The sequence below is a fragment of the Methylocella silvestris genome (assembly GCF_002891535.1).
Classification (GTDB): Bacteria; Pseudomonadota; Alphaproteobacteria; order Rhizobiales; family Beijerinckiaceae; genus Methylocapsa; species Methylocapsa silvestris_A.
In genome coordinates this window covers 56,298-78,442 of record NZ_PDZR01000021.1, presented here as the reverse complement: position 1 = coordinate 78,442, position 22,145 = coordinate 56,298, and the positions used below count along the sequence as shown (strand labels likewise).

Below are 22,145 nucleotides of genomic sequence, written 5' to 3'. Positions count from 1 at the left end.
GACTTCGCGACTTGGGCAATTCTGATCGCGCCACGCCGAAAGCGGAACAGATCCGTCCGAGGCTGGCTCATTTTGAGCGCTCGGCGCGGCGATGCCCCTCTCCGCAAGAGAACAGCGCCACATTCATGCGTCGCGGCCCGCGCGGCGCATGGCCCGGAGACGACAAATCCAATCGCGTCGGCAGATTCGGGCGAACACATGCAGTCGCCTAACAGAGTTGGCGCGCATGTGATTTTGGACCGGCGACAATCCAACCGCCGGACACGAGGATCAAGCCGGAATCGGCTCCTTCACTTCGGCGGTCTCCTTGGCGCCATACAGCGTGATGTAGAACACCGGCAGCACAAGCAGCGTCAGCATCGTCGCGACAAACAACCCGCCCATGATGGCGAAGGCCATCGGCCCCCAAAACACCGTCGGCGCAATCGGTATCATGCCGAGAACGGTCGAGATCGCCGTCAGCATGATCGGCCGGAAACGCGACAGCGCCGCCTCGATGACGGCGTTCCAGATGTCGCGGCCCTGCGCCCGCTCCGTCTCGATCTGGTCGATCAGAATGACCGCATTGCGGGCGATCATGCCAACCAGCGCCAGAATGCCGAGAATTGCGACGAAGCCCAGCGGCCGGTTCGCCGCAAATAGGGCGAAGACAATGCCGATCAGGCCAAATGGCACGATCGCAACCACCAGGAACATCCGCCCAAAACTTTGCAGCTGCGCCATCAGGAAGAACAGCATCAGGATCGCCGCGAGCGGCAGCATGGCGAAGACCGAGGCCTGCGAGGCGGCGCTTTCCTCGACCGTGCCGCCGGTCGTGATTCGATATTGATCGGGCAGGCTTGCGCGCAGCTTGTCGATCGCCGGCGCCAACGCCGCAACGGCCGTCTCAGGCAAAGCGCCCTTGGCGGTCTCCGCCTGCACCGTCAGGGTCGGGATGCGGTCGCGCCGCCACAGAAGCGGCAGCTCCTGCTCGAAATCAAAGCTTGCGACCTGGCTCAGCGGCACGGTGCGTCCCCCCGCGACCGGCAGCTGCATGGCGCGCAGCGTGGACAGCGAAATCCGCTGTTCGTCGGTCGCTCTTGCAACGACATTGACGAGATAAATGTCGTCGCGCACCTGCGTGATCGGCAGGCCCGTCATCACCGCGTTGAGCGAACTCGCCAACGCCTGCGAACTGAGGCCGAGAAGACGCGCCTGATCCTGATCGATCTTGATGCGAACCTTGCGCGCGGGCTCCATCCAGTCGAAATTGACGTCGCGCACCGTCGCATTGCCGCCCATGACCTCGGCAAGCTTGAGGGCGATCTCGCGCACCTTGCCCGTGTCCGGCCCGCTGACCCGATATTGCACCGGCCAGCCGACCGGCGGTCCGAGTTCGAGCGGCGACACGCGGGCGACGACGCTTGGCAGCTGTTCGGCCAGCTCCTTTTCGAGCTTCGCCTGCAAGCGTTCGCGCGCGGCGACATCCTTGGCGACGACCACCGCCTGCGAGAAGAAATCATTGGCCAGCTGCACATTCAGCGGAAGATAGAAGCGGATCGCGCCACGGCCGACATAGGTGCTCCAGCTCGCAACGTCCGGATCCTCATTCAGCATGGCGTCGAGCTTCGCCGAGGCCGCCTCGCTGGCGTAGATTGAGGCGTTTTGCGGCAAGGTCAGATCGACGACGAGCTCCGGCCGGTCGGACGCTGGAAAGAACTGCCGTGGCACATAGGGCAGCACGATCAACGCCGCTATGAGGCAGCCGATCGCCGCGGCGATCGAGATCCAGCGCATCCGCATCATGCCGACAAGGACCGAGCGGAACAGCCGTAGCACGATATTGGGTTTTGCCGGCTCGGCTCCGGCGGCGGGCGCCTTCAAGAGCCAGACGCCAAGCAGCGGCGCGAATAGCACGGCGACGAACCAGGAGACGATCAGGGCGATCGCCACCACGGCGAAGATCGAGAATGTATATTCGCCGGCGGCGCTGCGGGCGAAGCCGATCGGCACGAAGCCGGCGATCGTGACGAAGGTGCCTGTCAGCATCGGGAAAGCCAATGCCTTGTAGGCGAAGCTCGCCGCCTTCTCCTTGCTGTCGCCGAGCGCCAGCCGCGTCGTCATGGCGTCGATCGTCGTCATCGCGTCATCGACGAGAAGGCTCAGCGAAATGATCAACGCGCCAAGCGAGATGCGTTGCAAATCGATGTGCAGAAACTCCATGATCGGAAAGACGATCGCGATCGTCAGCGGAATCGTCAGGGCGACGATCGCGCCGGGCCGCAGGCCAAGACTGAGCACGCTGATCGCCATGATGATGGCGACGGCCTGCCAGAGCGATTCCATGAATTCGCCGATCGCCGTCGTCACCACCTGCGGCTGATCCGACACCAGCGCCGCCTCGACGCCGATCGGCAGTTCGGCCACGGCTTTGTTGAGTTCGCTCCTGACATTGGCGCCGAGCGCGAGGATGTCGCCGCCATCGCGCATGGCGATAGCGAGTCCGATCGCCGGCTTGCCGTCGACCCGGAACAATGGCTGCGGCGGATCGGAATAGCCGCGCCGGACTTCGGCGATGTCGCGCAGCCGGATCAGCCGCCCGTTCGACAGGAAATTGACGTTGAGAATATCGTCCTCGGACCGGAACGCGCCGGAGACGCGCAGCGACAGTTTTTCGTCGCCCGTCTGGATCGATCCTGCCGGGCTCACCGCATTTTGCGCCTGCAGTGCGGCGAGCAGCGCCGCGCGGTCGATGCCGAGCCCGGCGAGTTGCTGGGTCGAGAATTCAACGAAGATCTGCTCGTCCTGCGCGCCGATGATCTCGATCTTCGAGACGTCCTTGACGTGCAGCAGCTTCGAGCGGACGTCTTCGACATAGTCGCGCAATTCGCGATGGGTGAAGCCGTCGGCGGTGAAGCCGTAGATGATGCCGAATGTGTCGCCGAAATCATCGTTGAAGCCGGGTCCGACCACGCCCTGCGGCAGCGTGGGGCGGATGTCGCCGACGTTCTTGCGCACCTGATACCAGATGTCCGGCACCTCCTTCGCCGTCGTGCTGCCTTTCAGCGTGACGAAGATGGTGGTGAGGCCCGCCGTCGTATAGCTGCGCAGAAAGTCGAGGCCGCGCGTCTCCTGCAGCTTGCGTTCGATCCGCTCGGTGACCTGCTTGACCGTGTCGTCAAGCGTCGCGCCGGGCCAGGCGGCCTGCACGATCATGGTGCGGAAGGTGAAGGGCGGATCCTCGCCGCGCCCCAGCCTGTAAAAGGAGAGCAGCCCGGCCGCCGTGAAGCCGACCATCAGGAAGATGATGAAAGAGCGGCTTTTCAGCGCCCATTCGGACAGATTGGGACCGGTCATGAGCGCGATCCGAGAATGCGCACGACCTGGCCGGGATGAAGCGCCTGCACGCCGGCGGTGACGACAACGTCGCCGTCGTCAAGCCCCTCGGAAACCAGCACGGAGCCCGGATCGAAGCGCGCGATCTCGACATTGCGCAGGGCGACCGTGGAACTTTTCGGATCGACGATCCACACGGCCGGCTGATTGTTGATTTTCGTCAGAGCGCTCGCCGGGATCTTGACGCCGGAGGTCCCTTCGAGCTGCACACGGCCGGTGACGGTCGCGCCAAGACGCATCGCGGGCGGCGAATCAATCAGTCCGACCCGCACGCGAAAGGTGCGCGTCACCGGATCGGCCTGAGGATCAACCGTGCGCACGCGCCCTTGCGCTTGCGTCGACGGATCATCCGTCAGATTGACCGCGATCTGGGCGTTCGCCGGCACGGAGCGCAGGAGATTGGCAGGAACGTCGAACACCGCATCGCGGCCGTCCTCGCGGGCGACCTGGAAGATGGTTTGGCCCGGTTGGACGACCTCGCCGGCCTCCGCGAGCCGCGCCGTGACCGATCCTGTCACATTGGCGCGAAGCTCCGTAAAGCCTAGCCGGTCTTCGGCCATTTGCAGCTGCGCCTGCGCGTCATCCACCGCCGATTGCGACGTGCGCAATTCCTGCTCGGCCTGATCGAACAGAACCCGCGTCGTGAAGCCGCGCTGCAGCAGCGTATTCTGGCGGTCAAAATTATTGCGCGCCTGAACGAGCCGTCCCTCGGCAGCCGAAAGGGCCGCCCTTGCCGAGCGCAGCGCATTTTCTTCATTCACCGGGTCGAGCTTGGCCAGCACCTTGTCTGGCGTCACCGCATCGCCGACGCCAACGGAACGCTCGATCATGCGCCCGCCGGTCCGAAACGCCAGCGCGGCCTCGTTTTCGGCGAGAATCTGGCCCGTGAGCTTGGCCGTTTCGCCGGCCTCGCTTCTTTCCGCGGTCACCGTGCGGACGGCGCGCGGCAGCGGCTCATGCGCCTCTTGCTGTTCCTTGCAGCCCGCAAGCAGCAGGGCAGCCGCGGCCAGGAAAGCAAAGCGAGGCCTTGCTGAAGAGGTGGTCGCGCGCATGGGTCACCTTGGAATTCTTGACGGAGCTTCGCCGGATGGCGGCGTCGTCGCCGGAAACGCCCGCTTATACAATCCCGCGCCGCAGCTGCCATCGGCAATTCATATTAAATCTGTGCGGAACATCCGCGAGCTGCCGCCAGCGCGCGTGCGCAGCCACATTGGTCAATGGACGTAGATCTTTGACAGACAATGAAAAATCAGGAAAAGCAGTCTTCAATCGAGCGTTTCGCCATCGCTCCGCGAGAGCTGTCATCCATGTTCAATTTCTCTCAATCTGCCCGCTTGCCGCTATACACGCGAAAAGCTTTGCCTTACATGCCGGACGCCCCATTTCTACGCTCTCCTGCTGGCGCGATGATCCAGCTACCTGCGCCGGGCGCCCTCCTTCTCCCCTCCCGCAAGACGACTGAGGTCCGATGAGAGTTATTGAAGCCTCAGGGCTCCTCACCTTCACCCTCGCGATCGTCGTGTTCTTTATCGGCGCCGGCCTCAATCATTTGATCGCGCCGCTGCGCCGCTGGAACATCCCCGAAGCGGTGACGGGCGGACTGACGGCCGCGCTCGCGACGCTCGTCGCCTATCGGATTTTCGGCGTCGAAATCCATTTCAGTCTCGACGCGCGCGACCTGCTGCTCTTGTATTTCTTCACCGGCATCGGCCTCAACGCCAAGCTTGGCGATCTTGTCGCCGGCGGGCGCCCGCTTCTCGTGCTGCTGGCGGTGACGCTCGTCTATCTGGTGATTCAGAATTTGATCGCGGCGGGCGCGGCCCGTGCGCTCGGCCTCCCCGAGGGAATTACGGTGCTGCTCGGCTCGGCCTCGCTGATCGGCGGCCATGGCACGACCATCGCCTGGGCGCCCCTGATCTCCGAGCGTTTCGGGCTCGCCAACGCCATGGAGATCGGCGTCGCCTCGGCGACGCTCGGCCTTGTCATCGCCAGCCTTATCGGCGGCCCGGTCGCCGGCCTCCTGATCGCGCGCTACAAGCTTGTCGGCCCGATGAACGAGGCGCCCTCCGTCGGCCTGCCCGACGATACGAAAATTGACGACCTCAACCACGTCAATCTGCTGCGGACGATTCTCGTTCTCAACATCGTGATATTGATCGGCTTCCTGGCGCATGAAGCGCTGGTCGAATGGGGCGTGCGCATGCCGCGCTTCGTGGTTTGCCTGCTGATTGCAATCTTGTTCACGAACACGATCCCGCGGCTCATGCCGCGTCTCGACTGGCCCTCGCGCGGCCGCTCGCTTGCGCTGATCTCCGACCTTTCCCTGAACGTCTTCCTCGTGATGTCCCTGATGAGCATGCAGCTCTGGACGCTCGGCGGCCTTGGCCCGGCGCTCGTCGCCGTGCTGGCCGCGCAGACGATCGTGGCGGTGATCTATATGTTGTTCGTCGTCTTCCCGGCGATGGGGCGCAATTATGAGGCGGCGGTCATCGCGGCGGGATTTGGCGGCATCAGCCTCGGCGCGACGCCGACCGCCATCGCCAATATGACGGCGATCACCAAAGTTCACGGCGCGGCGCCGACCGCCTTTATCATCCTGCCGCTGGTGTCGGCCTTTTTCATCGACATCGCCAATGCGGGCGCGATCGGCTTTCTGGTGCGTTAACTGCGGAGTCGCAGGCGGGCTGGCGTTTCGGCTCGATGCGGGCGTTCGCCAATTGTAGCCGAACGGGAGTCGGGAGTTGGTCGCCCAACTCCCGCTCGGTAATGGGACGGTGCTATTCGAAGAAATAACACCGCGCCCTCGTAACAGGCGCCATAGCGGCGGGCGCGCTTTTCAGAGGACAATGCGCGTTCAGGTCTTTTTGAGGCTTCGCCGCGGTCGACCAAAGGCCGAACGCAATACCCGTCTCAAAATAGAGCCAGAAAAAGAACGACATGCAATGCACCAAGATATAATATTCTAAATTATTTCATAGAAATATTTAGCATAATAATAAGTAACGTCATCAAATAATATCATATAATATATTGCTTACGACTCCAAATTTACTACAAAGGCAACGCGTCATGATCCCAATATTTACATAACTTTATCTAAGCTAATTGGTTCATTATTATTTCGTCCACGCTGACTTTTATTTAAAACTTGCTGAGAGGAAGATTTACGCCCGCGTAAGTTGTATTTTACACTATATCGCGTCAAGACAGCGCTCAACCTTGCGTCCCGTGGTCTGGACCGACGCCGATCGGCCCGGACGTCATCAACAGGTTGTAGGGGCGTCGCGGGGCGCGGAACGAAAAGAAGCCGGACAAATGGTCCGGCTTTCCAAGTCGCTTTGGGTAGGAATTAGCCGCAGCCCGCGCACCGATGGGAGGAACGTCGCAGCGCTGCCAGCTGAGCCAAGGTGACAGGTACCCCCCACCCTAGCTATAGCCCATACCGACTAACAGAACCTGGCGGACTGCAAGATTTGTTGCGTTAAACGTCGGCGGAGACGCCATACGCGGCGGCAAACACGCAGCTGACGCTCATGCATTGATTTATCTGGTGAGCGCGATGGGACTCGAACCCATGACCCTCTGATTAAAAGTCAGATGCTCTACCAACTGAGCTACGCGCTCCCTTGAGGAAGCACGCGTCAAGTAACCTTATCGGTCCCAAGCGTCAATAGAACGCGCGTTAATCGTGGCGAAACCGCGGTCTCAGGCGTTGACGAAATGTGCGAAGACCACCAACGCGGCGAAAGCGGCCGCGGCGATCACCGTCGTCCAGAGCGCCTTGGCGAGCAGCCGCGGCGCGACAGGAGCGCCGGGATCCGTGCCCTCGACAATTTCTCCGGCTTCGCTCTGCGAGGTGACGCCAAAGGGCAGCACGGCGAACAGAACGACAAACCAGGTCACGAAAAAAATCGCGATCGAAAGTGGCGTGGAGAAAGGCATGGCCCGGTCCCGGCAAGGGAATTTGAGACGGCCGCGGCTTCGGCTGCCGGGCCTTGCGCTTCCCATCCTGGCCGTTGCGGCCGAAACGGAGCTTTCGCGGCGCCGATCATAGCCCGCCGGCCGGCGTCGGGCAATCCGCATGGATGTTGCCGCGCGGTCACGGCGCTCGGGAAAAGAGGCAGGCCCCGCTGGCGGCGGCGACGGGCGTATTGCCTCGCGCCGCATTGACCGGAATATGGCGAGAATGCAGCGGCCGTCCCGCTTGTTTCGCTTCACGCGCTGATTTTTAGGATTCCCGATCGATGCATGGTCGCCTCGCAGCCATTGCCGGCGGATTGCTGGTGATTGCCCTCCCCTGCTGTCCCGCAACGCTTCGCGCCAATGAATCTCAACCCTCTGCCTCGACTGACGGCCACGACCCGGGCGAACTCGTGGCGCGTCCCCGACCGACCGCCCCGGCGCGGGAGCTCGTGCGCTATGAGGGAAGCGATACGCCGGGCGCCGTCGTCGTTTCGACGCAGGAACGGCGCCTTTATTACATTCTTCCCGGCAACCAGGCGATGCGATATGGGGTTGGCGTCGGTCGTCCGGGCTTCGCCTGGACGGGAGCGAAGACCATCGCCATGAAGAAGGAATGGCCGTCGTGGCGCCCGCCCGCGCAAATGCTGCGCCGGCGTCCCGACCTGCCGCGTTTCATGGAAGGCGGCCCCAGCAATCCGCTCGGCGCCCGCGCCATGTATCTCGGCGGCAGCCTCTATCGCATTCATGGCTCGAACGAACCGCAGACGATTGGACATGCGGTGTCGTCCGGCTGCATCCGCATGACCAATGACGACGTCGTCGATCTCTATGATCGCGTCCGGGTCGGAACGAAGGTCATCGTTCGATAGGGCGGCGCAAGGGGCGTTTGGCCTCAGGCCTGGCCGGGACGATCGCGATCGAGGCCCTTGGCCTTGAGCTCGGCTTCGTAAAGCGCCCATTTTTCCGAAAAATGAGCGCCGAGATCGAAGAGGTAATCCCAGGTGAAGATGCCGGTCGTGTGCATGTCGTCGAAGCTGAGGCGCACGCCATAGGATCCGACCGGATCGACGCCGATGACGGCGCAATCGCGCTTGCCGCCAATCGTGACGCGATCCTTGGCGCTATGACCCTGCACCTCCGCGCTTGGGCTCATCACGCGCAAATATTCGGCGCCGAGCGCATATTCGCCGCCGGTCTCGAAACGGACGTAAAGGATGCGGCCCTTCTCCCTGAGCCGCAATTCGCTTGGCCAATGACCCGACACTTTGACCCCTTTGGAAAGTTTTTTCATGCAACCGACTGACGGAGCTTTATATATGTTCCAGTCTGTCCGATTTCTCTTCAGCGCAAGCGTCTAGATGTCCGTTTTTACACCGATCGCCAAAGCCCCCGAAGCGTCCTCTCGATCGCCGCTCGTCGATCCGTTCGGGCGCATGATTTCCTATGTGCGCGTTTCCGTGACCGACCGCTGCGACATGCGCTGCGTCTATTGCATGTCGGAAGACATGAATTTTCTGCCGAAGCGCGACGTTCTCACCTTCGAGGAGCTGGACCGCCTGTGCTCGGCATTCGTCGCGCGCGGCGTGCGCCGGCTGCGCATCACGGGCGGCGAACCGCTGGTGCGGCGGGGCGTGATGGGTTTCTTCCGCTCCCTGTCCCGCCATCTCGAGTCCGGCGCTCTCGAAGAATTGACGCTCACCACGAACGGCTCGCAACTCGCCGGCTACGCCGCCGATCTCGCCGCCGCGGGCGTGCGGCGCCTCAATCTGTCGCTCGATACGCTCGATCCGGCAAAGTTCAAAAGCATTACGCGGTGGGGCGATTTCGCGCAGGTTTTGCGCGGCGCCGACGCCGCCCAGGACGCCGGCATCGCCCTGAAGATCAATATGGTCGCACTGGCGGGCGTCAATGACGATGAGATCCCGCGCATGCTGGAATGGGCGCATCGGCGCGGCGCCGATCTCACCCTGATCGAGGTGATGCCTCTCGGCAAGATTGAAGCGGAGCGCACGCATCAGTTTCTGCCTCTGAGTGCGGTCGAGCGGCGGCTGTCGGAGCTCTACACGCTGCTGCCGACCGACCATCGCACCGGCGGCCCGGCCCGTTATGTTCGCGTCGCAGAAACCGGCGGGCGCCTTGGCTTCATCACGCCGCACACTCATAATTTCTGCGAGAGCTGCAACCGGGTGCGCGTTACCTGCACCGGAACGCTGTATATGTGCCTCGGGCAGGAAGACGCGGCCGATCTCCGCGCGCCGCTGCGCGCCTCGCCGTCCGATGAATTGCTGAATGAGACGATCGCGGCGGCGATTGCGCGCAAACCCAAGGGGCATGATTTCATTATCAACCGTCGCAGCGCGAAACCGGCCGTGACGCGGCATATGAGCGTCACCGGGGGGTAGGAAGCTGCGCCATTTCCCCAGCCAGCCCGCCCTCCTGTGCTCGATTATCTCGGCGGGAAATATTTTCTCGGCAGCTAAATCCAAAAATTAGCGCGCTTTCTGAACCTATATCTCTTCTTTCAAATAAAAAAAGACATCGTGCTTGTAAATTTATAGCTGCGGGATCATATTAGGTAAATCGATCGACGGCCTGATACTTGGCCCTGAATGGGTCAAATCGGAGCCTCGCTGATAATTCTCAACCGAACATTCAGTTTTCGATTGCCCGCGCGAGCGGGTACACTTTATCTCTGTTTATGAAAGAGTTTCCTTGTGACTACGGGAACCGTTAAATGGTTTAACTCCCAGAAGGGCTTCGGCTTTATCGCGCCGGACGATGGCGGCAATGACGCCTTTGTTCACATCAGCGCCGTCGAGCGCGCGGGCATTGGCGATCTGCAAGAAGGCCAGAAAGTTGGCTTCGAGCTCGTCGCCGACCGCAAAAGCGGAAAAATGTCCGCGGACAATCTCAAGCTTCTGGGCTGAATGCGGCGCGCGGCCCTGGTTCGCCAGGTCCGCCGGACAAGCATCACCCCGCAATGGCGACCACGGATGCACTGGTCGGCGCGCGGGTGATCGGGGCGGCATGCCCACCCGATGAGGCGCCGGAGCGTTTTTTGACCGGATGATTCCATTCAGGTCGAAATAGGCTCTGGCCGCTTTGCTGGCCCCGCGCCTCACCAGGGCGGCGGGGCTTTTTGTTTGCCGACCCGTGGACAGCGGGGCGGATTTCTCTTGGGAGGGACGCATGGCGAAAGAGCAAAAGCGCAGCAATCGCGAGATTCGAAAGCCGAAAAAGGCGAAGGAAGCCGTCGCAGTTTCGCCTCTGCTGGCCAAAGGCATGACGGCTTCGATCGGACTTCCCAAGAAAAAGGGGTAAAGGGCGCATTCCCGCCGTCGAAACGGCGATCCTGCTCAGGCGCCGGCCGGCCGCAACCGGCGGGAGCGCGCCTCCCCCGTGCTCGCGCCAAACCGGAATATCTGGCGCGCGACTGGTCGTGCGCAGTTCTGAGAAAGGCGCCCGAACATGCTGTATCTTGGCGGCCTAAGCGGCGCCGGCGTTCTGACCTATGGCGGCGCGACAGCCGGTCCCGCCGAATATGATTTTGACGGATTTATGACGAAGAACGGCCAGGTCGCCGGCTCGGGTGAAATCCGCATGTCTTCGGAAGCGTTGCGCGGAGCATTCGGCCGCAAGGACCTGCAGCTACGCACCGCGGACGGCCGTGTTCTGAACCTCCTGTTTTCCGACAAGCAGCTGCGTTCGCAGGGCAACGCCGCTCACGTAGACGTCGCTGGCGAATTGCCGCCCGCCTCCAATTGGCCGCGCTGACGTCTCGGACGCTGCATGGCGCCGATCTGAGCCGACGCATCAGGAGAACATCATGACGATCGAATATGCGTCCGCTCGGATTGTTCATAAGCCCTGGGGCAGCACCGATCTGCGGCCGTGGAGCAAAATTCACGACGATAAAGCGGTCGGCGAACTGTGGTTTCAGCGCGCCAACCTGAACGCGCCCGATCCGGCGCTGCTTCTCAAACTCCTGTTTACCAAGGAGCCGCTGTCGATCCAGGTCCATCCGGATGACGCCTTCGCGCAATCGATCGGCCTCGCCAACGGCAAAAGCGAGGCCTGGTATATTCTCTCGGCCGCCCCCGGAGCAAAAGTCGCCATCGGGCTGAAGCGGCCGGTCAAGCCCGCGCAATTGCGCAGCGCGATCGAGGACGGCTCGATAGCGGGGCTCATTCAATGGCGCCGCGTCGCGGCCGACGAGATCGTTTTCGTTCCGGCCGGCGCCATTCACGCCATCGGAGCGGGGCTGGTGATTGCGGAAATTCAGCAAAGAAGCGAGGCCACATTCCGCCTGTTCGATTACGGCCGGGGCCGGGAGCTTCATTTGAACAATGCGGTGGCCGCCGCACATACGGGCCCGGCAGACCCTCAGCCCGCTCAAGAGCGCCTGTCCGACGCCCGCACGCTGCTCATATCCAGCCCGCATTTCATCGTCGAACGAATCGTTTTGGCGCCGAAATCGAGTTGGGATCTGCATGCGGAGAGCGAGGCATGGCTCTTCGCCGTCAAGGGCGACGCGCAGATCGGGCCAGTCAAGGCGATCGCCGGCGAAGCTGCTTTCATCGAGGAAGACGATGCCGAGATAAGGGTTGGCGCCAACGGCTTTACCGGCCTGTTGGCCTATCCAGGCCCGAAGCCGATCGGCGACATTCTGCACAATCTGACCGACAAGAGCGCCCTTGCCGCGGTTCGCGACGTTTCGCGGCCGCGCCAACCAGCCTTGCGTCCATCCAACGGGACGGGGGCGCGGCCATGACCCGCCTCAGTCGCGTCGCCTTTATCGGCAATTCGCTTCCGCGCCGCTGCGGCATCGCCACCTTCACGAATGATTTGCAGCGCGCGATCGCGTCCTCATTCCCGGATTTGAAGACACAGATCGTCGCCATGAACGATCGCGGTCATTCCTACGACTATCCGCCTGTCGTCGGCTTTGAGGTCAATGACGACAAGACGGACGACTACATCCGCGCCGCGGTCTTCCTGAATGCCGGCCAGTTCGATGTGGCGTCTCTCCAGCATGAATTCGGCATCTACGGCGACGAAGCGGGCAAGCGCGTCATGACGCTGCTGGCTCCTCTGACCATGCCGGTCGTGACAACGCTTCATACAATTCTGGCCGCGCCGACGCCGCTGCAACGCGGCGTCATGGATCGGATCATCGCGTCATCGGCAAAGCTCGTCGTCATGGCCGAGAAAGGCCGGGAGTTGCTCCGCGACGTCTACCAGGCGCCTGCGGACAAGATCGAGCTGATACCGCACGGGATCCCCGACGTCGCCTTTGCCCAGCCGGATCAGGCGAAGATCAAATTTGGCTTCGGCGGCAAAGCCGTCATTTTAACGTTTGGTCTGCTTTCCCCCAACAAGGGCGTCGAGGTGATGATCGACGCCATGCCCTGCGTCCTGAAAAGCTGCCCCGACGCCGTCTATGTCGTTCTTGGCGCGACGCATCCAAATCTTGTCCGCGACCACGGCGAAGTCTACCGCGAGAGCCTCATTGAACGCGCCCTGGCGCTTGGCGTCGAGGACCATGTCGTATTTCTCGACCAGTTCGTCGATCAATCGACGCTGCTCGAATTCATCTCGATGTGCGACGTCTATGTCACGCCCTATCTCAACGAGGCGCAGATGACGTCTGGCACATTGGCCAACAGCTTCGGGCTCGGAAAGGCGGTCGTTTCGACGCCCTACTGGCATGCGCGCGAGCTGCTCGCCGACGGTCGCGGGCTTCTCGTTCCATTCGGCGACGCCGGCGCGACTGGCAGCGCCGTAGCGGGATTGCTAACCGACGATGCGCGCCGGCAGGCCATGCGCAAGCGAGCCTATTCAAGCAGCCGATCGATGACATGGGAACGAACCGCGGAACGTTACGTCGAAGTGTTCAATTCCGCCCGCAAGGCGGATCGTCCGAAAATCGTCCTCCTGCCTGAACGCAGCGCGATCGAGCGCGAAGCTCAGCCGCACCCGGAGATGCAACTTAGCCATTTTCTCTCGATGTGCGACGATACCGGGCTGTTCCAGCATGCGGTCTTCGATGTGCCGGACCGCCTCCACGGCTATTGCGTCGACGACAATGCCCGCGCGCTGCTGGTGGCCTGCGCGCTCAATGCGCCGGGCGAGCGGCGTTTGCCGGAAGCATTGACGTCACGTTTCGCCGCTTTCGTGCAACACGCCTGGAATCCCGACACGAAGATGTTTCGCAATTTTATGAGCTTCGATCGGCGCTGGCTTGAAGACCGCGGCTCAGAGGATAGCCACGGCCGCACGCTTTGGTCTTTGGGGGAGTGCGCGCGAAGCGACGCCAGCCCGTCGCGCCGGCGTTGGGCTGCCGCCTTGTTCATGGAGGCGCTGCCGACCGTCGTCAGCTTCCGATCGCCCCGCGCCTGGGGCTTTGCCTTGCTCGGCCTCGAGGCCTATTGCGCCGTCGCACGGAATCCGACCGCGCTACGCATCCAGGGCGCCCTCGCTGACAGGCTGATGTCCATCATGTCATTAACGGAAACGGACGATTGGGTCTGGTTCGAAGATGGCCTTGCCTACGACAATGCACGCTTGTCGCAGGCGCTGATCGTCACCGGGCGTTCGATGGGCGCGCCTTCCTATGTCAAGGCTGGCCTCAGATCCTTGCGCTGGCTCATGACAATCCAGACGACGCCCGCGGGCGTGTTCAGACCGGTCGGTTCGAACAGTTTTGGCGACAAGCGCAAGCCGCCGAAGGCGTTCGATCAACAGCCGCTCGAAGCCGCAGCGACGATCTCGGCCTGTCTTGCGGCGTGGCGCGCGGATGGCGATCCCGAATGGACGGCCGGCGCGGCGCGAGCCTTCGCCTGGTTTCTTGGCCGCAATGATCTGTCCGCCGCTTTGGTCGACGTGGACACGGGGAGTTGCCGCGACGGCCTGCACCCTGACCGCCCGAACGAGAACAGGGGCGGCGAGTCTGTGGTATCCTACCTTCTCAGCCTCGCGGAAATCCGCCAGCTCGCCCGACTTAACGGGGATCGCGTCAAGCCTGCGCCGCTTCTGCCCTCTTCGTCGAAACTCGCCGAAATCTCTCAAACAAACCGAGGGCGCTTTGTCACAAGCCAAATTCCTCAATCGGCAGGCGCTGTATCTACGCCCTGACCCCGCGCGGGTGGTCGTGCGGCCGTTCAAGCCGGCGACCGAGCCGCGCGATCTCAATCCCACCGACAAGACGCGCGCCAACCATATCGTCGAACGCGTGCTGGCCCTCGATCTCGACACGGCCGCTCACCAGCTCGACGATGTCCTCGAGAATTTCAACGGCCGCCATCGCAACCTATTGGAAACTTTTGAAGCGCGAGCGGACGAAATGGAAGACGCATTCAGCGCGCATTCCACTTTCAGCAAGATACAGCGCCAACTGGTTGGAGCCTATTTTCTGCACGAATATTCCTTCGAGGCGGCCGCCTTATTCAACCCCAGCATCGTGTTGCATCCAGATCAGTCCGGGGCGCCGGAGGGCGGCAGCCGCTTTATCCTCAGCCTCCGCGGGGTAGGAGAAGGGCATATTTCGTCGCTGACGTTTCGATCGGGAACCATTGCGGCCGATGGCGCCGTGAGCGTCGATCCGCCAGCGCGGCTCGCATCAATTCCAAAAGTGACGAAGCGGATCCCGGGACCCTATGGCGATCGCGTTGACGTGATTTTCAAGCCGAACGAAGACATCAGCGAACGGGTTATCTTTCCGATTACCGAAACGCAGACGAACGGCATCGAAGACGCGCGCTTCGTTGAGTTCTTCGATGACGGAAAGAAGACATTTTACGCGACCTATACGGCCTATAGCGGCGCGGCGATAAGATCCGAATTACTGGAGACCTCGGACTTCGTATCGTTCCGGCTGTCACCTCTTAAGGGCTCCGCCGCGCGCAACAAGGGCATGGCCCTGTTCCCGAGGAAGATCAACGGCAAATACGCCATGATCGGGCGGCAGGATAATGAGAATCTCTACCTCATCTATTCGGACGATCTATACGCATGGGACGGCGGCCAGCCCTTTCTGAAGCCCCGGTTCCCCTGGGAATTTGTGCAGATCGGCAATTGCGGATCTCCGATCGAGCTTGACGAGGGCTGGCTGCTGTTGACCCACGGCGTTGGCCCGGTCCGAAAATATTCGATCGGCGCAGTCCTTCTTGATCGAAACGATCCCTCCAAGGTGTTGGCGCGTTCGCGCGAGCCGCTGGTCAGGCCCGATCCCTCCGAGCGTGAAGGCTACGTCCCCAACGTTGTCTATACATGCGGCGCAATACGTCACCACGATCAGATCATCCTGCCCTACGCGATCTCCGACACGTTCTCCAATTTCGCAACGATCAAGATTGCCGCCTTGCTGAAGACCCTGGACGGATCGTGATCTTCGGCCGGCTGTCGGTTCGTTCGCAGATTCTGAGGGGCGCGGAGCCCCAGCGCGTGGGATCAACTCGCGGCCGGCGTCCAGGCGAGTCTGGCCAGGGCGCCGTCGTGTCGGGAAATCCGGATAGTGGCGTGAGGCCTGTAGGCAAAAACCGCTGCTGAAGATGGATCGGAGATGGCGTCAGCGAGGAGATAGATGCTAATGTAGGGCGCACCGACGCCCTTGCTTGAAAGGCTAGCATCATGTCGCTCGGACTCATCCTCGTTATCATTCTCATTATCTTTTTGCTCGGCGGGTTCAGCGGCCGCTTCGGCGGCTACGGATACGGCTTCGGCAACGGCGGCGTTGGCGTCATCGGTATCATACTGATTATCGTCGTCGTTTTGCTTCTCACGGGGCGGCTTTAAGCCCGCTCCGCCCGCGTGGCTTCGCCTCCGCCGTTTAGGCCAGACGCCATTCCTCCGGCGCGGCAGCGCCGGCAGGACATTGGCGTGCGGAGGGCCTAGCAAAGTCGCCTACCTTCACGGCGCCGGCGCCGGACGCGACGTGAAAGTTGCGCGCGTGATTGATGCGCTCGTGCCGGTTGCGTCACTGACCACTGCAAATTTAGCGTCGAGTTGGTGAGTAAGAGCGCTGACGATGGCGGTTCCAAGCCCGCTATCGGCGCCGCGCGCCGTGCTCAGGCCTTTGCCAACCCCATTGTCTGCGACGGTCAGTTTCCAGTCCGAGCCTTTGATTTCATACGTCACAAGGACCCGCGCATCGACTTTATCAACGGGGAAGGCGTATTTAATCGCGTTGATTAAAAGTTCAGTCACGATCAGGCCGATACTGACCGCATTGGCCGAATCAATGGTGCCCTCATCCGCCTCCACCTTAACCTCGATGGGCTGATCGTCGCCGACCATGGAAGCCGCCAGACTGCCGCACAGCGTCGACAGATAGGAACTCACCTCGATCTCGCGCACGCCACTCGACGCATGGAGGTGTTTTTGCACCGCCGCGATCGACATGACGCGTTGATGCGCGTCCTGAAGATGCACCCGCGTTTCCTCGGACGTCACGGCGCGCGCCTTCAGAAGAAGTATGCTCGCGATCATCTGCAGGCTGTTGGCGACGCGATGCTCCATTTCCTCGAGAAGAACCTGTTTCTGCTGCAACAGCTCCTGGGTCTGCTCGAGAAGCTCCTCCTTCTCGCGTTCGTGCGCGCGCCGGGTCGTTATATCTGTGAAGGACAGCAGGATCGTCGCGTTGGCGCTGTCGCTGGAAAGCACCCTTCGCGCGCTCAGCACCAGGGTTTTACGGCCGAGGTTGGCAAAGTCGTGCGTGATCTCGAAGTCGTTCATTGTGGCGCGTTCGGGAAGAATTGTTTCCAAAAGCAGCCGAAGCTCGGGAAAGCCCCACTCGCCTTCGCCTAACCCGTAAAGCGGGCGGCCCAGGGTCCCCTCGGGATCAACTTGAAAAGTCTGGTAAAAAGCGCGGGTCGCTCCCACCACGCACAAGTGATCGTCGAGCACGACGAACGGCTCGGGGATTGTATCGATAATCGCTTGCGCAAGCGTCGGCGCGCCTGCCGAATTTTGAATTGAGTCGGCCATGGTATGAGCAACACTCGTCCTATTTGGCCTTCCGCGGACGGTTTGCGAGGGCGTGCGTACGCCGCATAACAAGCCTTCGACTAGATGACACGTGAGATTTTACCATACTCGCGCATCCTTCGCCGCCCCATTCTTCTGGCGATCGCAACCCGGGGCAATTGTTTCAATCAAAAGAGCGCGCCATGACCTGCAAAAAGAGACTGAGCGCGACAAGGCCAAGCCCCAGGCGCAAGGGACCTTTCAAGATCATTGCCGATCCTGTGATCCCGAGGACGCCCGAAATGAGATCGACCGCCGTCGAGAACGTCACGGCCCGGCTCTTCAACCCGTCGCCTTTTGCTACCAGCGTCGGCCCCACCGCCCCCGCCAGCCGCCTCCGCCGCGCAGGAGGCTGATAATGAGCAACAATATCAACGCGCCAATCGTGGCGTTAACAATTGCGGCGACAATGCCAGCGCCAAGATGGATCTTGAGCTGAGGCAGCAGCCAGCTGCCGATGAAGGCGCCGACGATGCCTATGATGAGATCGCCGATGACCCCGAATCCAGCGCCGCGGGCGATTTGACCCGCCAGCCAGCCAGCGACGACGCCAACCACCAATATAACCAGGAGACTTTCAGTCGACATATGCATGTTCGCTTTCTCCAGGTCCGATTAAAGGGTTACTCGATGATGATTTTCGGCGCGACCCGGGCCGCCCCTTTTTCCAGCTTGGCCTTGATTTGCGCTGCAAGCTCCCGGTAGACCTTGGCGTGGGCGCCCGCCGGATCGCTGACGACGATCGGGCGCCCTGCGTCCGATTGTTCGCGAATGTCCATGTGCAGAGGCACTTCGCCGAGAAAGGGCACGCCATAGCGCTCGGCCTCGCGCCGCGCGCCGCCGTGGCCGAAAATGTCCGACCGGCCGCCACAGTGCGGACAGACGAAATAGCTCATGTTCTCGACAATGCCGAGGATCGCGACGTCAACCTTGTTGAACATGGCGACGCCGCGCCGCGCGTCGATCAAAGCGAGATCCTGCGGCGTTGAAACGATCACCGCGCCGGCGAGCGCGACCGATTGCGCCATGGTCAGCTGCGCGTCCCCCGTGCCGGGCGGCATGTCGACAACGAGACAGTCGAGTTCGCCCCAGGCGACGTCGCGCAGCATTTGCTGCAGCGCGCCCATGACCATCGGCCCGCGCCAGATCATCGCCTCCTCGTCGCCGACGAGAAAGCCGATCGACATCGCCTTGACGCCATAGGCTTCCAGCGGAATGAGCGTGCGGCCCTCGCTGCGCGGCTTGTCCTTGAGGCCAAGCAGCCGGGGCAAGGACGGCCCATAGATGTCGGCGTCGAGAATGCCGATCCGCCAACCGAGGTCTTTGAGGCTCAGCGCCAGATTGACGGCGGTGGTCGATTTTCCGACCCCGCCCTTGCCGGAGGCGACGGCGATGATATTGGCGACGCCCGGAATCGCCAGATTGCGGCCGGCCTGCGGTTTCGCGGCAGCGGGCGGCGGCGGCCGCTGCTCTTTTCGGTCCGCGGTGAGGCTGACAAGCGCGCTCGATACCCCGCGTAGCCCGCGCAGCGCGGTCTCCGCAGCGACCCGCATCGGCTCCATCGCGGCGGAGCGCTGCGGGTCAATCGAAATCGAGACGTAAACCTTGCCGTCGCGGATCGATACGCCGGAGATCGCGCCCGATTGCGCCAGGGGGGTCTTGCCGTCCGGCCCAAGGACCGCCTCAAGCGCGGTGAGGACGTCTTGCTCACTGGCCATATGCCGCATCGACTCCGTTGCTAGGCGGCGGCGCCAAGGGCCGCCGAAGCATTTTTCTATAGGCGAATGAACGGGTCCGTTCAATCTGGCGCCTCAGTGAAGTAGAAGAATTCCAGACTGGCGCTGGACAGCTGCGGCCTTCCTGCCGCATATATCGCCGCGCTCCAAAGCTGCTTGACCAATGCGCCGCATGGGGCGGCCATCGATTTGTCCGGAGAGACGCCCTGTCTGCAAGCGACCGCCGCCCCTGCCCGGCCGCGCCTGGTCTCGCCGCCCTCGTTCGCTGTCTTGCGGCGATTGCGTGCGTCGTCTTCCTGGCCCCGCCGCTGCGGGCGCAAGCGCCGCAACAAGTTCCGCCGAAGGAACTCGTCATCGCCAGCGAGGGCGCCCGGCCGCCCTATAATTATCTCGATTCCAACAATGAACTCGCCGGCTTCGAGATCGACCTCGGCCGCCTTCTCTGCGCGCGGATGAAGCTGCAGTGCCGTTTCGTGACGCAGGACTGGGACGGCCTCACGCCGGGGCTGCTCAATCGTCAGTATGACGCGATCATGGCGGCGATGGAGATCACCGACGAGGCGAAAGAAAAGATCGCCTTCTCGAAACCCTATATCCGCATGCCGTCGGCTTTCGTCGCCTCGGCGCAAAGCGACATCAAGGATACGACGCCGGCCGGCCTCAAGGGCCGCAGCATCGGCGTCGAATCCGGCGGGGCGCATCAGAATTATCTCGACGACCTCTACAAGCAGTCGGAGATCCGGCCCTACGCCACCCTCGAGGAAGCCATTCTCGACCTCGCGGAAGGGCGGCTCGATCTCGTCATCGGCGATAAGGACGCTCTCTCCGATTTCCTGAAAACGCGCAAGGAGGGGCAGTGCTGCAAGATCGTCGCGGACGCGCCGCATGATGCGGCCTATTTCGGAAACGGCGTCGGCGTTGGTCTGCGCAAGGAAGATGTCGCGCTGACCATGATGTTCGACAAGGCGATTGACGAAACGATGGCCGACGGCTCCTTCGCAAAGCTCCAGTCGAAATATTTCGACTACAAGATCAACTGATCCTCGGCGCCGGCAGCCCGGCGCGCCTGCGGCGTATGCGTCGCTTGAGCCGGCGGCGGCGAAAGCGCTAAGCTCCCTCGAGCGCCGGGCGCGCGCTTCATTCTGCCGCTGTTCCGAACGACGCGGCGGCGCTTTCCCGGCCAATATCGATAACCCGCCGGCGATCGCCGGCCCAGCAAAGTCAGGCGGCAATGGCGAAGATCGCTTTCCTTGGTCTCGGCGTGATGGGCTTTCCCATGGCCGGACATCTGGCCCTGAAGGGCCACACCGTCACCGTCTACAATCGGTCAACCGCGAAGGCGCAAGCCTGGGCCGAAAAATATGGCGGCGTCTCGGCGCCGACCCCGCGCGAGGCGGCGCAAGGGCAGGAGTTCGTGATGGCCTGCGTCGGCAATGACGCCGACCTGCGCAGCGTGGCGTTTGGCGAGGATGGCGCCTTCGCGGGGCTCGCCGAGGGCGCGATTTTCGTCGATCACACGACGGCCTCGGCCGAGGTCGCGCGCGAACTGAATGCGGCTGCGGCGGAAAAGGGGCAGGGATTTATCGACGCGCCGGTGTCGGGCGGCCAGGCGGGGGCTGAGAATGGCGCGCTGTCGATCATGTGCGGCGGCGACCCCGAGCATTACGCCCGCGTCGAGCCGATCGTTGCGGCCTATGCCAAGGCTGTTCGCCTGATGGGCCCGGCCGGATCCGGCCAGCTCACCAAAATGGTCAATCAGATCTGCATCGCAGGTTTGGTCGAGGCGTTGGCCGAAGGGCTGCATTTTGCAAAATGCGCGGGGCTCGATCCGCTCGCGGTCGTCGAGGTCATCTCAAAGGGCGCCGCGCAATCCTGGCAGATGGAGAACCGCGCCAAAACGATGATCGAGGGCAAGTTCGACTTCGGCTTTGCGGTCGACTGGATGCGCAAGGATCTCGCCATCTGCATCGAGGAGGCGCGCCGCAATGGCGCAAGGCTCCCGGCGGCCGCGCTGATCGATCAGTTCTATGCCGAGGTTCAGGCCATGGGCGGAGCGCGATGGGACACCTCGAGCCTGATCGCCCGGCTTGAAAGATGAAATTGCCCGCAACCTAAGCACAGGTTTGGCGTTTCGCTCGCGATCGCGCTTGTTTCGGCTGGCGATAAGCCTGCCGACCGAAAGCGTTTGAAATCCATAGGTCGAGGCGCGGCAGCGCGGCGAGACGAATTGCGAGGGCGGCATGTCAATTATTTACATCATTCTGATTGGATTCATTGCGGGCCTGATCGCCCGTTTCCTGTCGCCCGGACCGTATAATCCCTCCGGCTTCATCATGACCGTTTTGCTCGGAATAGCCGGAGCCTTCGTCGCCACCTGGCTCGGCCAGACGATCGGCTGGTACCGATTGGATCAGGGCGCGGGGCTGATCGGAGCGACCGTCGGCGCCGTTCTGGTTCTATTCGTGTGGCGCATGATCAAGGGGAGGTCGACGCCGGTCGAGGGACCGACCGGCGGCCGACGCTGGTTGTAGATCATCCAGAATCGGAATGTGATCGGACCTCTCGCGCTTGGCGCGGGAGAGCGGACGGAGAAGCGTCGCTTCTTCTTCATTACGCGCGCGACTTCCACCAAATAGATCATTCGATTTGCGGCTTCAGCCTTGAGCCTTGCCCGAGGCGGCTGGGATAAAAACCGCCGCGTCGCAAGAATTTTATTTCTTTTTCGTCCGTTTGCGAAAACAATTCCCCTCAGCTGGGGCAGAAAAAGACCTCGGCGGTAGGGAAGGATAGCTTTGATGAAGAAAATCATACCTGCTTTGACGGCAGCTTTTTTCCTCGGCGGTTTGGCCGTGGCGGGGGCAGCGCCAATTCCGAGTTCGAGCGTCACGACGCTCACGAGCGTCGGCGACAGCGGCGTTGTGGCGCAGACCGCCTATCACAAAAAGAAGAATATGAAAAAAGTGCATAAGGCGCAGGGAAGGGGCCGCTAGGCCGTACTTATCTTGCTTCAAAGGCGCGCTCGGAGCCGAGGTTGGCGGCGCCGAGATT

Annotated in this window: 22 protein-coding genes and 1 tRNA gene; 14 read left to right on the top strand and 9 right to left on the bottom strand. The window is 62.1% G+C overall.

Annotated features, from left to right (window positions below; translation table 11 throughout):
• Positions 1-270 precede the first annotated feature (270 nt).
• Both CR492_RS16055 and CR492_RS16050 read right to left on the bottom strand, forming a co-directional pair.
• Positions 271-3,336, bottom strand: a complete 3,066-nt coding sequence (locus tag CR492_RS16055; RefSeq protein ID WP_102844742.1) for an efflux RND transporter permease subunit — start codon at positions 3,334-3,336, stop codon at positions 271-273.
• Positions 3,333-4,427, bottom strand: coding sequence for an efflux RND transporter periplasmic adaptor subunit (locus CR492_RS16050; RefSeq protein WP_102844741.1), 1,095 nt, complete (start codon positions 4,425-4,427; stop codon positions 3,333-3,335). Before CR492_RS16050 ends, CR492_RS16055 begins: the two co-directional genes overlap by 4 nt.
• Positions 4,428-4,843: 416 nt before the next feature.
• On the opposite strand from CR492_RS16050, the gene gltS reads away from it, so the two are divergent.
• On the top strand, positions 4,844-6,040 hold the full coding sequence (gene gltS / locus CR492_RS16045) for a sodium/glutamate symporter (protein WP_102844740.1): 1,197 nt from the start codon (positions 4,844-4,846) through the stop codon (positions 6,038-6,040).
• An 883-nt stretch (positions 6,041-6,923) separates the two neighbouring features.
• Here the strand turns inward: gltS and CR492_RS16040 are convergent.
• Positions 6,924-6,999 (bottom strand) — tRNA-Lys (locus tag CR492_RS16040).
• A gap of 81 nt (positions 7,000-7,080) precedes the next feature.
• Entirely contained in the window at positions 7,081-7,317 is a 237-nt protein-coding gene (locus CR492_RS16035) for a DUF1467 family protein (RefSeq protein WP_102844757.1), read from the bottom strand.
• Positions 7,318-7,619: 302 nt separating this feature from the next.
• Between CR492_RS16035 and CR492_RS16030 the strand changes: the two genes are divergently transcribed.
• Positions 7,620-8,207: a L,D-transpeptidase gene (locus tag CR492_RS16030; RefSeq protein WP_102844739.1), complete on the top strand. Its 588-nt coding sequence runs from the start codon at positions 7,620-7,622 to the stop codon at positions 8,205-8,207.
• Positions 8,208-8,230: 23 nt separating this feature from the next.
• Here the strand turns inward: CR492_RS16030 and CR492_RS16025 are convergent, their stop codons facing one another.
• Positions 8,231-8,629, bottom strand: coding sequence for a gamma-butyrobetaine hydroxylase-like domain-containing protein (locus CR492_RS16025; RefSeq protein WP_102844738.1), 399 nt, complete (start codon positions 8,627-8,629; stop codon positions 8,231-8,233).
• Between the two features lie 67 nt (positions 8,630-8,696).
• Between CR492_RS16025 and moaA the strand changes: the two genes are divergently transcribed.
• The 8 genes from moaA (at position 8,697) to CR492_RS15990 (ending at position 16,131) form a co-directional block, all read left to right on the top strand.
• Positions 8,697-9,740: a GTP 3',8-cyclase MoaA gene (moaA, locus tag CR492_RS16020; RefSeq protein ID WP_102844737.1), complete on the top strand. Its 1,044-nt coding sequence runs from the start codon at positions 8,697-8,699 to the stop codon at positions 9,738-9,740.
• A gap of 312 nt (positions 9,741-10,052) precedes the next feature.
• Positions 10,053-10,265: a cold-shock protein gene (locus CR492_RS16015; RefSeq protein ID WP_012590095.1), complete on the top strand. Its 213-nt coding sequence runs from the start codon at positions 10,053-10,055 to the stop codon at positions 10,263-10,265.
• Positions 10,266-10,527: 262 nt separating this feature from the next.
• Positions 10,528-10,659: a hypothetical protein gene (locus tag CR492_RS21385; RefSeq protein WP_280951549.1), complete on the top strand. Its 132-nt coding sequence runs from the start codon at positions 10,528-10,530 to the stop codon at positions 10,657-10,659.
• A 147-nt stretch (positions 10,660-10,806) separates the two neighbouring features.
• Positions 10,807-11,112 (top strand): hypothetical protein, encoded by a 306-nt coding sequence (locus CR492_RS16010; RefSeq protein ID WP_102844736.1) that lies wholly within the window; start codon positions 10,807-10,809, stop codon positions 11,110-11,112.
• Between the two features lie 52 nt (positions 11,113-11,164).
• Positions 11,165-12,109, top strand: a complete 945-nt coding sequence (locus CR492_RS16005) for a class I mannose-6-phosphate isomerase (RefSeq protein WP_102844735.1) — start codon at positions 11,165-11,167, stop codon at positions 12,107-12,109.
• Positions 12,106-14,472, top strand: coding sequence for a glycosyltransferase family 4 protein (locus tag CR492_RS16000; protein ID WP_102844734.1), 2,367 nt, complete (start codon positions 12,106-12,108; stop codon positions 14,470-14,472). The genes CR492_RS16005 and CR492_RS16000 overlap by 4 nt, the downstream gene beginning before the upstream one ends.
• A complete protein-coding gene (locus tag CR492_RS15995) occupies positions 14,423-15,724 on the top strand; it encodes a glycoside hydrolase family 130 protein (RefSeq protein ID WP_102844733.1) in 1,302 nt (433 codons plus the stop codon). Before CR492_RS16000 ends, CR492_RS15995 begins: the two co-directional genes overlap by 50 nt.
• A 242-nt stretch (positions 15,725-15,966) precedes the next feature.
• Positions 15,967-16,131 carry a DUF3309 family protein gene (locus CR492_RS15990; protein ID WP_102844732.1) on the top strand — a complete coding sequence of 55 codons (165 nt, stop codon included), beginning with the start codon at positions 15,967-15,969 and terminating at the stop codon, positions 16,129-16,131.
• A 114-nt stretch (positions 16,132-16,245) separates the two neighbouring features.
• Here the strand turns inward: CR492_RS15990 and CR492_RS15985 are convergent, their stop codons facing one another.
• The 4 genes from CR492_RS15985 to apbC all read right to left on the bottom strand — a co-directional run bounded on the left by CR492_RS15985 (position 16,246) and on the right by apbC (position 19,079).
• Entirely contained in the window at positions 16,246-17,322 is a 1,077-nt protein-coding gene (locus CR492_RS15985; RefSeq protein WP_102844731.1) for a sensor histidine kinase, read from the bottom strand.
• 163 nt (positions 17,323-17,485) lie between these two features.
• On the bottom strand, positions 17,486-17,632 hold the full coding sequence (locus CR492_RS20855) for a hypothetical protein (RefSeq protein WP_180982579.1): 147 nt from the start codon (positions 17,630-17,632) through the stop codon (positions 17,486-17,488).
• A gap of 29 nt (positions 17,633-17,661) precedes the next feature.
• Positions 17,662-17,955 carry a GlsB/YeaQ/YmgE family stress response membrane protein gene (locus CR492_RS15975; protein ID WP_102844729.1) on the bottom strand — a complete coding sequence of 98 codons (294 nt, stop codon included), beginning with the start codon at positions 17,953-17,955 and terminating at the stop codon, positions 17,662-17,664.
• A gap of 29 nt (positions 17,956-17,984) precedes the next feature.
• Positions 17,985-19,079: an iron-sulfur cluster carrier protein ApbC gene (gene apbC / locus CR492_RS15970; RefSeq protein ID WP_102844728.1), complete on the bottom strand. Its 1,095-nt coding sequence runs from the start codon at positions 19,077-19,079 to the stop codon at positions 17,985-17,987.
• 83 nt (positions 19,080-19,162) lie between these two features.
• Between apbC and CR492_RS15960 the strand changes: the two genes are divergently transcribed.
• The 4 genes from CR492_RS15960 to CR492_RS15945 all read left to right on the top strand — a co-directional run bounded on the left by CR492_RS15960 (position 19,163) and on the right by CR492_RS15945 (position 22,087).
• Complete coding sequence (locus CR492_RS15960; protein WP_348626728.1) at positions 19,163-20,137, top strand: transporter substrate-binding domain-containing protein; 975 nt, start codon at positions 19,163-19,165, stop codon at positions 20,135-20,137.
• Between the two features lie 191 nt (positions 20,138-20,328).
• The gene (locus CR492_RS15955) at positions 20,329-21,195 is read left to right on the top strand and encodes an NAD(P)-dependent oxidoreductase (protein ID WP_102844725.1); all 867 of its coding nucleotides are present in this window, start codon (positions 20,329-20,331) and stop codon (positions 21,193-21,195) included.
• A 142-nt stretch (positions 21,196-21,337) separates the two neighbouring features.
• Entirely contained in the window at positions 21,338-21,628 is a 291-nt protein-coding gene (locus CR492_RS15950) for a GlsB/YeaQ/YmgE family stress response membrane protein (RefSeq protein WP_102844724.1), read from the top strand.
• Positions 21,629-21,892: 264 nt separating this feature from the next.
• On the top strand, positions 21,893-22,087 hold the full coding sequence (locus CR492_RS15945) for a hypothetical protein (protein WP_102844723.1): 195 nt from the start codon (positions 21,893-21,895) through the stop codon (positions 22,085-22,087).
• Positions 22,088-22,145: the final 58 nt, after the last annotated feature.

Coding starts and splice junctions, on each gene's coding strand:
- CR492_RS16055 (WP_102844742.1), bottom strand. CDS start 3,336: ATGACCGGTCCCAATCTGTCCGAATGGGCGCTGAAAAGCCGCTCTTTC.
- CR492_RS16050 (WP_102844741.1), bottom strand. CDS start 4,427: ATGCGCGCGACCACCTCTTCAGCAAGGCCTCGCTTTGCTTTCCTGGCC.
- gltS (WP_102844740.1), top strand. CDS start 4,844: ATGAGAGTTATTGAAGCCTCAGGGCTCCTCACCTTCACCCTCGCGATC.
- CR492_RS16035 (WP_102844757.1), bottom strand. CDS start 7,317: ATGCCTTTCTCCACGCCACTTTCGATCGCGATTTTTTTCGTGACCTGG.
- CR492_RS16030 (WP_102844739.1), top strand. CDS start 7,620: ATGCATGGTCGCCTCGCAGCCATTGCCGGCGGATTGCTGGTGATTGCC.
- CR492_RS16025 (WP_102844738.1), bottom strand. CDS start 8,629: ATGAAAAAACTTTCCAAAGGGGTCAAAGTGTCGGGTCATTGGCCAAGC.
- moaA (WP_102844737.1), top strand. CDS start 8,697: ATGTCCGTTTTTACACCGATCGCCAAAGCCCCCGAAGCGTCCTCTCGA.
- CR492_RS21385 (WP_280951549.1), top strand. CDS start 10,528: ATGGCGAAAGAGCAAAAGCGCAGCAATCGCGAGATTCGAAAGCCGAAA.
- CR492_RS16010 (WP_102844736.1), top strand. CDS start 10,807: ATGCTGTATCTTGGCGGCCTAAGCGGCGCCGGCGTTCTGACCTATGGC.
- CR492_RS16005 (WP_102844735.1), top strand. CDS start 11,165: ATGACGATCGAATATGCGTCCGCTCGGATTGTTCATAAGCCCTGGGGC.
- CR492_RS16000 (WP_102844734.1), top strand. CDS start 12,106: ATGACCCGCCTCAGTCGCGTCGCCTTTATCGGCAATTCGCTTCCGCGC.
- CR492_RS15990 (WP_102844732.1), top strand. CDS start 15,967: ATGTCGCTCGGACTCATCCTCGTTATCATTCTCATTATCTTTTTGCTC.
- CR492_RS15985 (WP_102844731.1), bottom strand. CDS start 17,322: ATGGCCGACTCAATTCAAAATTCGGCAGGCGCGCCGACGCTTGCGCAA.
- CR492_RS15975 (WP_102844729.1), bottom strand. CDS start 17,955: ATGCATATGTCGACTGAAAGTCTCCTGGTTATATTGGTGGTTGGCGTC.
- apbC (WP_102844728.1), bottom strand. CDS start 19,079: ATGGCCAGTGAGCAAGACGTCCTCACCGCGCTTGAGGCGGTCCTTGGG.
- CR492_RS15955 (WP_102844725.1), top strand. CDS start 20,329: ATGGCGAAGATCGCTTTCCTTGGTCTCGGCGTGATGGGCTTTCCCATG.
- CR492_RS15950 (WP_102844724.1), top strand. CDS start 21,338: ATGTCAATTATTTACATCATTCTGATTGGATTCATTGCGGGCCTGATC.
- CR492_RS15945 (WP_102844723.1), top strand. CDS start 21,893: ATGAAGAAAATCATACCTGCTTTGACGGCAGCTTTTTTCCTCGGCGGT.